The following is a 9,534-nucleotide window of genomic DNA, read 5'->3' as shown; positions in this document are numbered from 1 at the left end:
TCAACGGTGATTTAACGGAAGAATGACGGAAGGCACGCGACGGGTACGGTGGGAATCGCGGCGACGGACGGTGGCGAGGCGCATCGGATACGTTTTATCTTTTATATTTTAAAATCCGCGCAGTTAGATATGTGTAATACAAGGCTTAATCCGCGTGTTTCCTGATATGTCGGGACGGATTGTACTTTATCCGGTCCGAATTACTTATGAACGTAAGTGAATAAGTAATTTAAAAGAACTTAAGGTCTAAATCTTTAAGTACTTAAGTTCTTAAAAGATTTATAAAATACCACAACGTACGCCCATTGTCAATAACTATTTTACGCGCGGCCTTTATTCGATGTATATTATACGTAAATTTGCATATTTAACCGCTATTGTATGCGCACGTTATCCTCGACGGACACCACCGTTTCCGCGCCGCGATTGATTGCGGACTCGAATACGTACCGGTCATGCGCCACCTCGGGTTGACCGACGAGGAGAAGGAAGGCCACGCGTACTTCCTTAATACGCTAGGCCGCGACATATCGAAGAAGGAGAAGCAAGAAGCCGCCGTAAACTTGCGTCGGGCAGGCAAGAGTTATCGGTTGATTGGTGAATGGTTAGGTATTGACCCAAAGACAGCGTTAAATTGGACGAAAGACATGTCGGAAATTCCAACCGTGGAAAATTCCACAGTTGGAAACGTAGAATCAGCGGATGGAAAGTTCCGCCCGTCAATTGCCGCCTCCACAGAGACGCTGACCGAACGCGAAGAAACAGCGCTGCGCCTCCGCGAAGAAGGCCGCACGCTAAAAGAGATCGCGCTCGCTATCGGAGTGTCCTCGCCGCAGACCGCAAGCAATACGCTGGCGCGTGCGGAAAGTAAGCGCGTGGAAATAGCGGACGAGCCTGACGAAGAGGAGACGCACATTCCCGCTAAGCCGGCGATCGACATGCGCATCTTCGAGTTAATCGAGTATTCGGCGCGGACGGCTGCGGAGATTGCCTATATCGACCGCTATGCCTGCGTAAGCCCGCGAATCAGCCGCGCTAAGGCTGTCCGAGGGTATAAGCGTAAGGCTACGGGCGATAGGCGCTGATTTGACGGTGATTCTACGTAAACCTCCCGCAACTCCCGTACGGTCATTTCGTCGACCGTTTTCGTCGCGCCGGTTGATGGAATTGTGTGCGGCTGCGTCCGTTCTTCAGGCGGAAGCGTTGCAATTTCGTAGAGGACACGCTGACCTAAATTGTGCCACGTGGCATATTTTGCCTCGCCGAGCTCCTCGACAATCCGCATGATACGCGTCGCTAGTGTTCGGTCGATCTCTACGCTTTCGAGCCACTTTCCGAAGTCCCCGTGTGCTAGACCGTTATCCTTAACGTGCTTCAACCTCCGCCCGATCTCGAATATTGCTTCGCCTGCCACACGTTTGTATGCGTGTATTTCGGCGGTTAATGTTGACACTTCTATTAAAAATATGTGTATAATTGGAAGAAGTGATCTATATTTTCAAAGAGAGGTGAGAATATGAAGGGTTGGTCTATCTTGCTGTATGTTGTTTCGTTGGGTTTGGTTATTTTTGGTCTGGTTACTACCTTCCACTACGGCGACTATAATGCGGACTATAACACGACGGGGAGTATGTTCGGACACATAGTTGGTGGTGACGCTTATAACTACACAATAATAGCAACTAGAGGTGTTGTGTTACTTATAGCGGGATTAATTGCGGCTCTAGCGGCGAGTGCCTTATTGATTGTGAACGCTATTCAAGAAGCAGAGTACAGAATGAAGTCGTCTGCGGATGGCCTTGAGTATCGATTCAGAGAAACCGTTAGAGAGTTAGGAACATCGAATACATAATTATAGAACGTAATAAAAGGCGCAGTCTTAGCGGAGGGTATCCGTTAGGGCTGCGCCTTTTATTTGTTTGTATATCGTCCTATCTGCCTGATTAGCGCTTCTAGCCCTTCCGGAGTGTAGCGGTAGGGTACGAGGGTAGAACGGCTAATTTGTGGTGATTTCTACGTAAAAAGACCGCTACCGTTATTCGGCGCGGTCCTCTTCGTCTATGTATTCGATCAAATCGCCAGGTAGGACGCCTAGTGTGCGGCATAACTTATCTAACGTAGGGAAGTCGATCCGGTTATTCGCGTTGTTTGCCAAAGCCTTGATAGTGTTACGGTTAATACCGGAGATTTCTACAATATCTTTCTGTTCCAACTGGCGCTCTTTCATAATCTTATCTAATGAAAATCTAATCACAGAAATTCCTCCAATTTATTTTCGTAAACTAGTTGACAAGGTTGCGCCCAAGGTATAAGATGTAACCAAGACAACAAGTAATCTAGTTTACATGATACCTTGTTAATTACTAATACGCAGATTATAACATATGGTTTCATAATTATAAAGGAGGATTCCTAATGTCAAACTTAGTTCCCGTAATCTCTAACAACATAGAAGTCCCAACGTTCATTCCAAGCCGCGCCCTCACACGGAGCGCCATCCGTAACCGCCGTTCTATGCTTAAAGGTGCGTTATGGCCTATCGCTAAAACTACCGTTGCCTTGACCGCAGTCTTTGTCCGCGAACTACTCTTTTAAATCGGAGGGATTACGCAATGACTAAAATTACCGTTGTAACTGAGTTACGCGATACGAACGAAGAGATAGAGCGCTACGAATATCCGGGCGTTCTCGTAGACACTAACCATGCATTTTATATTGACGCAGAATACCGCACCGTTATCCTTGAGCGTGTTAACTATGTCAGCGGCGAATATCTAACAACCGGAGGCCCCGGCGCGGTCGGATTCGATTTACCAGTTGATAGCGTTGACTTCTTCGATCGCATAACGGAATTGTCTGCTGTAGAACTTCTGTCCGCGCTAGTTCGGCGTAGTAAGGAGGTTGCGCAATGAACGCTAAGCCTATCACGCTAATCTACCTGTATGACGCTGATGATGAGGAACCGCAGTACGAAACGTTACAGGCTTATCTCGTCGGAGAGGACCGCGCTCTATTCATATCGGACGGCTTGTTATGGGCGCAGGAAGTCCGCCAAAGCGAAGGTGATCCGGATATTTACGTAGGAAGAAACGAAGACGCTGGCGTGATTATTGCGGAGGACGTAATTGGCTCGACCGCCGATGTTGTACCGACGCTGATTGAACGTTGGACGAGCATGACCGCGTTGGAGTTCATCGTGCGAGACTTGGTTGCTGCGCCACTTTTAGAATTGGGGTTGACGATATAGACCGCCTGATGATGGCCCGTCGCGGCACGGGTTGAAACGGAGAGCTCAAACTTGAGCCGTCCGTCGCGGATTCCGCACTCATACAATAGTCGTCGGACTTTAAACGCGGAGGTCATTCATGGCACAAACAATTGAAATTGGATACGCGCTCGACCGCAGAACCGGCAATTTTTTCGTCACAAAAATCGACAACCTCTTCCCCGCTAGAAGTAGATTCCACCGTCAACAAATCGTTGTCCTTCCTGGCGCATTCTTCCGCGCATTACCTTCCGTAAATCGTAGATCCGTCGCAGGCTTTATCGAAATCAGCGCTAATCAAGCAAACGAACTCGGCTTCATCATTCGTACAAAAACAGAGGTGTCAGCCTATGACTTCGCAGTCACAGCGTAGTTCCGCTATGATGCCGGGCAAACACTGGTACTCTTACGTACTCTCTCGCAAGTGCTGCCGTATCACTACTAACGTATACACTGACAGGACTCTAACTGGTGAGGAACTATTACCGCTTGCTATTGAGATAGCGATCGTACACGCGCGGGCTCTCGGAGTCACCGCACTACCAAGCGAATATACTCTGGTGGGGTACAAGTATCGCGGGACATTATAAGGGAGGTGATAACCGATGAAATGGAATCGTAGAATAGTCCGCCGGGACCGCAGACGCCTTTACGTGCTACAGGCCGGCGAAATATACGCTGAGATTAACCTGCGTCCGCAGGGTGTACGGCTTGGATAACGGTGCGCTAACACCGAATAATCTGACCAAAGCAATGTTTGTACCAGGGACTACCGGACCGACATCGTTGCATCGTTGACGGCCTATGTTCAACTTAGGGTGTAGCTACAACCGACACCCTTCCGCTCCTATCGGTTGCAGCCGGAGGAACTCGAAGCGGAGAACGCAAAATTGCGTTTACCTACTCAGGTTCACGGTGAACCTAACCCCGTACTGTCAGCGCCAAATGACGGATCGCCATGCGGGATTGTAACTGCCTTTCAGCGCCGCCAAGCGTCACAACGTAGTGCGTCAACACTGCGCGTAACAACCGTATACAACGCCAAATGTGTTCGGATCGTCCGGTCACTCACGCCAATGTGTGGCCGGATTTTATTACGCTAATCACTGTAGTTCGGACTTGGCCGTCCAAAGCTACGTTAACATATAGCGGATGGCACCGCCTTTACTACGAGTAGCTTCGGGGGCATCCGGGGTTGCTTGTTCCTTATAATACACTAATACGAACATATGTTCAATAGGTTCCAAATATTTTAAAAAATAATTCCTGTTTATAAGAATGTTTACAAACACTATATATTGGGTTATTTTTACATAAATAAACTATATATAGTATATACGGGCGCTATAGGAAGAAGAAAGCGTCCTTTTTCATGCGATCATGGTGCGCGAGTGTCTGCAGACTTCCAATAATGTAGTATAGCGCGTATCCCAACTCCGGTGTTTTATGACCTTATATATAGTATAGGTAATTATATTCCGAAGACGGTGCGGGGAGGGACTTTCTCTGTAAGGATACGGTAGACAGTGCGTAACGGGGCGCAGCCTTTATATATTAACGTAGGATGACGCATGTCGCAGTTTGTGTAATTAGTGTCCCTATCTCTAGTATAGGGGTATTTTTCCGCAGATGGTGCGGGAATCATTGCGGGCGTCGTCTATATACATAGGTGGTGCGTGAAGCTTCGCAGACTACGAGTGTATAAGTAGGAGGTGCGCGAGGTCGAAGTCATTGCGGATATTATCGTAGGAGGTGTACGGAATGCGATCGGCCAACGTTAATACAAGTATACGGAAAGTGTGTCAGCAGGACCGGCCTCTGTAGATAATACCGCAAAAGGTGCGGGAGGCTGCGCAGACTACGATTAATACGATAGGAGGAAAATTTCGTGGAAAGTGTGCGGGAGGGGCGGCGTTTACGTTAATAATTATAGGGGCCTATATCCGCTTAACCATAAAACTATCGATAAGGGAGGACGCTATTATATGAAGGATAATCGCTGCGTTGTTGGTCGTTTTGGCTCAGCGACGTTTACGTTAGGACAAGCTGCACTAGTGCTCGGATGGGACGAGCGTACTATGCGCGAGTTTTTGTACCGCCGCAAGGTGTTGCGTAAAAAAGGTCTGCCGCTACAACGCTTTATTCCGAAGTATTTCGTTATCCACGAGTTTGAGGTGACGGAGACGCCAGAACCTCCGTTCATTATGCGTTACACGGGCGTGACCCCCGACGGTGTTCTACTAATACGGAAAGTACGCGAGGGTGAAGACATTAACGTGCGGGATGATAGCGGAGAGATTCGAGTCCTGGCGGATCAAATACCGATTCGGCTACCTTACGTGGCTTAGTCGTTTATATACAACCAAACAAAAGGAGGCGTCGTTATGGATCAGTTGACGAAATTGTTTACGCATGAGAGATTTGGGAACGTTCAGCTATTAATTATCGAAGGGAAGGAGCTGTTTGCAGCGTCGCAGGTTGCATCCGCACTTGGATACTCAAACCCACGTGATGCACTCGCAAGACATTGCCGTGATGAGGGCGTCGTGATTCACGACATCCTTACAGATGGCGGTGTTCAGAAAACGAAGTTCATAGACGAGGGGAACGTCTACCGCTTAATTGTTCGCTCAAAACTACCGGAAGCCGAGCAGTTCGAGCGTTGGTTATTCGACGAGATACTCCCGACGATACGCAAAACAGGCGGTGCGGTAGTAAATGACGCGCTCTTTATCGACACTTACCTGCCTTTCGCAGATGCGGCTACTCGCGCGATGTTCGCGGCGACACTCGAGACTGTCCGGAAACAGACCGAACATATTGCGGTTATACAGCCAAAAGCGGACAAATACACGGAGTTTCTCGATTCCGAGGGATTAACGGCGTTTACAACGATCGGTAAACACTTCATGGGCGGGGTAGTTGGTGCGGAGGAAATCACGGCTTTTCTACAGAAACACGGCGTTCTTTACTCACGTAAAATTGACAGATGCTTCCCGCCGCGTAAAGGTTACGAGAAGTATTTTCGTGTTGTTCCTTATTTCAAGGGCGGATTCCTACTTAACAACACCGTTAAGGCTACCGCCGAGGGGATAGACTTAATCGTCGATATGTATCAACGTGTTCGGGAAGGGTTACCTGCGGTGTCCAAACCGCCGATTCCGCATATATCACGGCCTATGGCGGTTACCCTGCGCTTGAATGCATAACTAATAAAAGAGGTATCGGCTACTTTGCGGTACCTTTTTTATCATAAACAAACGGAGGAGGAATACGGATGGATTTTATCCAGGCAGTAACCACGTACCAAATGACCGGGGATCGCCACATAATCGACGTAGTACTAGAAGATGTCGAAACGGATTTCTTAGCGAACACTTCACGTAGATATAAAACGAACTTCACGCACGACATTTCGATTAATCTGACAAGCCCGGAGGAATATATCGCTTATCGGATAAAGGCAATCCGCGAGAAAGCCGTCAAGCGCGTGTTCTATATCCGTAAAGATTCCGGATGGGCTCACTCGGAGATTAACCGTTATTTATCCATAATGGTGCTCGATTTACGTATGCGCATCCCATTCAAACCAGTGCGCCATAACGATTTCGGCTATGAGTACACGTTAACTCCCGAATTTACCGCCTGGCTAAGAGAAAAGAACGGCCGCATAGAGCGAAGATTCCGCGAAGAAGGATTCGGCAGTTCATTTACGCAGTACCAACGCGCCCTAGACGTTGCGGAACGTACTGAACGCGAAGCCGTGATTGAAGAAACGCGTATACGGGCGGAAGTTATGACGGACCTGGTCGGCGCACTAGAGTACGCGCTAAAATACGCCGATGTCAGCCGTAGTCCGAGGGAGATCGTCACCTACGTCAATAAGGCGTTGTTAACGCGCTACTACGAAGCCCAAGCGCGCCGAAAAGGGATGCGGAGAGTCACCGTAGACGGGCGCCGGCGGATGATCGCGCCTTTTTATGAGGGAGCGATCCGAACGATATTGGGCGTTAACTCTACGGAAGATTACGTATATAGACGCGTATCCAGTAAACAGGCGGATTTCCTGCGTGAGCTTATCGGTATTGTCGAAACGGACATGGCTGCAGGGGATTGCGCGGCCTACCACGTACTTCCGGACGGTGAGTACCTTCTCTCACGAAAATATGCGGCGGAGAAGCTCGGATTACCTTACTTAACCGTGAAAATGCGGCTATTAAGAATTCGAAAATTAATTACGGAAAAGGTTGCGTAAATGTATCCGTAAGGATGTATATTTAGATACTTTGCAGAAAGAAATAAGGGAGATCGCTGCCGCAAAACCCCCGCATAAACCAAAGGGATAAAAGGCGAACGAGTCATGCGGCGGATTACGTTTAAGTTTATTTCTTCCGAAGGTTGCTTTTTACGTGATTTCTTATCGGGAGATATAGAAAGGCACATTTATTTTTTTTGATACCTATATTCTACACGATCTGCGGACTAAGAGAGTACAGAGCGATAAGGGTTACGAATGTTGCGGGTATACTCCGCACGTCCTTACGTTATTTTAACGATGGAGGGGATGGTAGAGTGGGAGTTCTAGAGAAGACGATAGAGGTAAGTACGGCTTTTCGCAACCGTCAATACTACATAGACAGAGGGTACGCTATAGGCCCCGGAGTAAAAAAGCTTGAGGTATCAGTAGAAGATTTACCTCGTGGGTGCGAACGTCTAGTTACGCCCATATGTGACGCTTGCGGTAAGGTAGGAAGGCCTCGGAAATGGTCTCTTGTTAGGAGAGATCGCATGTACGGCACCGACCTATGCTCAAAGTGTATGTACGACATAAATGTCATTATTGATCCTGGCGACATTGAGTCCGTTGGGGAGAAAACAGTAAAATACTGGTTAGACTATTACCAGTTAGAATATAGAACGCAAGTGCGCAGAAAAGGTGCTACCGGAGTTTGTGGGAGACCTCTACTATTCGACTTCGCAGTGCTCGGCCTCTCCGGAGAACCTATTGCGTTTATAGAATACGATGGGGAACAGCATTACCGTCCGGCGGTATTTGAAGGGGAAGACCCAAGTAAGGCCGGCGATAACTTCGTGTTCCAACAGGAGTTTGACCGTAGGAAAGACAGATATTGCGCAAAGGAAGGCGTTCCTATGATTCGCATAAAATACGATTTGTCTATACGGGAGATTGGCGAAGTTTTAAGTAGACTGAAAGGGGAGTTGCGTGTTGCCTAGGGATTACCTTTATTGTTACTCGCCCGCTATGTTCCACTTCCTGCGCACGGCTGGACATCGCTATATTTGCGTAGGACTTAACGAAAAGACTGGTGGACGCTTCTGGTTATACGCGAAGGATGACGGCGTTAAACGGAGTCTAGACGAGTATGGCGCGGGCAACTAGCTCATAAATTACGTGGAGTGGAGTGATATGGAGTATGGGCAAGCAATTCCGTGATTTAGGACACGAAGCAGCTAGACGTAAATCATCGTTTTTGGACCGAGGGCACTACGCTCCGGTCCCGCATGATTTATTCCGCAGAATAGTACCGATCGCGCGCGAGTACGATAAGAGCAACGCGCATATAGCGACTATCTATACGTACCTACTTTCGATGGTGAACGGGCAACAAGACAATGACCGGTACATGAGCGCGTTCCCTTCCGTACAGCGTATTGCTGACGACACGGGCATCGGACGTAACCGGATTAAGCCGTTATGTGACGTGCTGGAGGCGGTGGGACTCGTTAAATCAGCGATGGACTATACGTCTAATAAACGCGATAAACTTTACTATCCGCAATATTATAGCGGGCTTACTGACGAGCAGATACGCGCTAAATTAGACGTTCTATATGGTCATTCACCGGAGAGTGATTTACCTAATGCACTGTAGAGTGAATTACCTAAATCACCGAGGAGTGACGGTAATAAGAACAAACGTGTAATAACGAACATGTAAGAATAAACAAAACATTACCGCATCCGATTAATTCGCTACGCTCATGAATCCTCGCGGGACTATAGGATTAATAGATTAATCGCGCATAAAGATAGTTTCGAGGGAACAAGAGTGACTGAGATAGGTTTTGCAAAGGAATGAGCTCGTACCTATTCATGATGATTAATCAGAGTAGTAACTCATGTAGGCAAAGACATAGAATAGCGCGGATGTTAATAAACGGAGTTTACTTCGTATGTATAGCGCTATGTATCGAATCTATTACGTTAAGTATAGAACAACGCGGATGTTACAGCGTAAGCGAACGTA

At 47.8% G+C, this 9,534-nt stretch carries 15 protein-coding genes; 13 read left to right on the top strand and 2 right to left on the bottom strand.

Going from position 1 to position 9,534, the window contains the following annotated elements; translation table 11 throughout:
• The first annotated feature begins 377 nt into the window (after positions 1 to 377).
• Positions 378 to 1,085: a ParB N-terminal domain-containing protein gene (locus CA598_RS32060; RefSeq protein WP_143812482.1), complete on the top strand. Its 708-nt coding sequence runs from the start codon at positions 378 to 380 to the stop codon at positions 1,083 to 1,085.
• On the opposite strand, the gene CA598_RS30240 is transcribed toward CA598_RS32060, so the two are convergent.
• Positions 1,004 to 1,414 carry a DUF3102 domain-containing protein gene (locus tag CA598_RS30240; protein WP_373455855.1) on the bottom strand — a complete coding sequence of 137 codons (411 nt, stop codon included), beginning with the start codon at positions 1,412 to 1,414 and terminating at the stop codon, positions 1,004 to 1,006. The genes CA598_RS32060 and CA598_RS30240 overlap by 82 nt on opposite strands.
• Positions 1,415 to 1,516: 102 nt before the next feature.
• Here CA598_RS30240 and CA598_RS30235 point away from each other — a divergent pair, with 102 nt between their 5' ends.
• A complete protein-coding gene (locus tag CA598_RS30235) occupies positions 1,517 to 1,852 on the top strand; it encodes a hypothetical protein (protein ID WP_094878887.1) in 336 nt (111 codons plus the stop codon).
• Positions 1,853 to 2,035: 183 nt separating this feature from the next.
• Here CA598_RS30235 and CA598_RS30230 read toward each other — a convergent pair whose 3' ends face one another.
• Positions 2,036 to 2,254, bottom strand: coding sequence for a helix-turn-helix domain-containing protein (locus CA598_RS30230; protein WP_076273088.1), 219 nt, complete (start codon positions 2,252 to 2,254; stop codon positions 2,036 to 2,038).
• Between the two features lie 161 nt (positions 2,255 to 2,415).
• Between CA598_RS30230 and CA598_RS30225 the strand changes: the two genes are divergently transcribed.
• The 11 genes from CA598_RS30225 (at position 2,416) to CA598_RS30185 (ending at position 9,159) form a co-directional block, all read left to right on the top strand.
• Positions 2,416 to 2,595, top strand: coding sequence for a hypothetical protein (locus CA598_RS30225; protein WP_094878886.1), 180 nt, complete (start codon positions 2,416 to 2,418; stop codon positions 2,593 to 2,595).
• Positions 2,596 to 2,612: 17 nt separating this feature from the next.
• On the top strand, positions 2,613 to 2,912 hold the full coding sequence (locus tag CA598_RS30220) for a hypothetical protein (RefSeq protein WP_094878885.1): 300 nt from the start codon (positions 2,613 to 2,615) through the stop codon (positions 2,910 to 2,912).
• Positions 2,909 to 3,247 (top strand): hypothetical protein, encoded by a 339-nt coding sequence (locus CA598_RS30215; RefSeq protein ID WP_094878884.1) that lies wholly within the window; start codon positions 2,909 to 2,911, stop codon positions 3,245 to 3,247. The genes CA598_RS30220 and CA598_RS30215 overlap by 4 nt, the downstream gene beginning before the upstream one ends.
• 118 nt (positions 3,248 to 3,365) lie before the next feature.
• The gene (locus CA598_RS30210; RefSeq protein ID WP_094878883.1) at positions 3,366 to 3,638 is read left to right on the top strand and encodes a hypothetical protein; all 273 of its coding nucleotides are present in this window, start codon (positions 3,366 to 3,368) and stop codon (positions 3,636 to 3,638) included.
• Between the two features lie 517 nt (positions 3,639 to 4,155).
• A complete protein-coding gene (locus CA598_RS32055) occupies positions 4,156 to 4,368 on the top strand; it encodes a hypothetical protein (RefSeq protein WP_143812481.1) in 213 nt (70 codons plus the stop codon).
• Positions 4,369 to 5,250: 882 nt separating this feature from the next.
• Positions 5,251 to 5,613: a hypothetical protein gene (locus CA598_RS30205; RefSeq protein ID WP_094878882.1), complete on the top strand. Its 363-nt coding sequence runs from the start codon at positions 5,251 to 5,253 to the stop codon at positions 5,611 to 5,613.
• A gap of 36 nt (positions 5,614 to 5,649) precedes the next feature.
• Positions 5,650 to 6,474: a BRO family protein gene (locus tag CA598_RS30200; protein WP_094878881.1), complete on the top strand. Its 825-nt coding sequence runs from the start codon at positions 5,650 to 5,652 to the stop codon at positions 6,472 to 6,474.
• A gap of 68 nt (positions 6,475 to 6,542) precedes the next feature.
• Positions 6,543 to 7,520, top strand: coding sequence for a hypothetical protein (locus CA598_RS30195; RefSeq protein WP_094878880.1), 978 nt, complete (start codon positions 6,543 to 6,545; stop codon positions 7,518 to 7,520).
• 563 nt (positions 7,521 to 8,083) lie between these two features.
• Positions 8,084 to 8,500, top strand: coding sequence for a hypothetical protein (locus CA598_RS32050; RefSeq protein ID WP_143812480.1), 417 nt, complete (start codon positions 8,084 to 8,086; stop codon positions 8,498 to 8,500).
• Positions 8,493 to 8,666 carry a hypothetical protein gene (locus tag CA598_RS32490; protein ID WP_179283801.1) on the top strand — a complete coding sequence of 58 codons (174 nt, stop codon included), beginning with the start codon at positions 8,493 to 8,495 and terminating at the stop codon, positions 8,664 to 8,666. Before CA598_RS32050 ends, CA598_RS32490 begins: the two co-directional genes overlap by 8 nt.
• 34 nt (positions 8,667 to 8,700) lie before the next feature.
• A complete protein-coding gene (locus CA598_RS30185) occupies positions 8,701 to 9,159 on the top strand; it encodes a hypothetical protein (protein ID WP_094878878.1) in 459 nt (152 codons plus the stop codon).
• Positions 9,160 to 9,534: the final 375 nt, after the last annotated feature.

It is taken from the genome of Paenibacillus sp. VTT E-133291 (genome assembly GCF_002264395.1).
Taxonomy (GTDB): domain Bacteria; phylum Bacillota; class Bacilli; order Paenibacillales; family Paenibacillaceae; genus Paenibacillus_AQ; species Paenibacillus_AQ nitricinens.
This window is presented reverse-complemented; position numbering and strand designations above follow the sequence as displayed.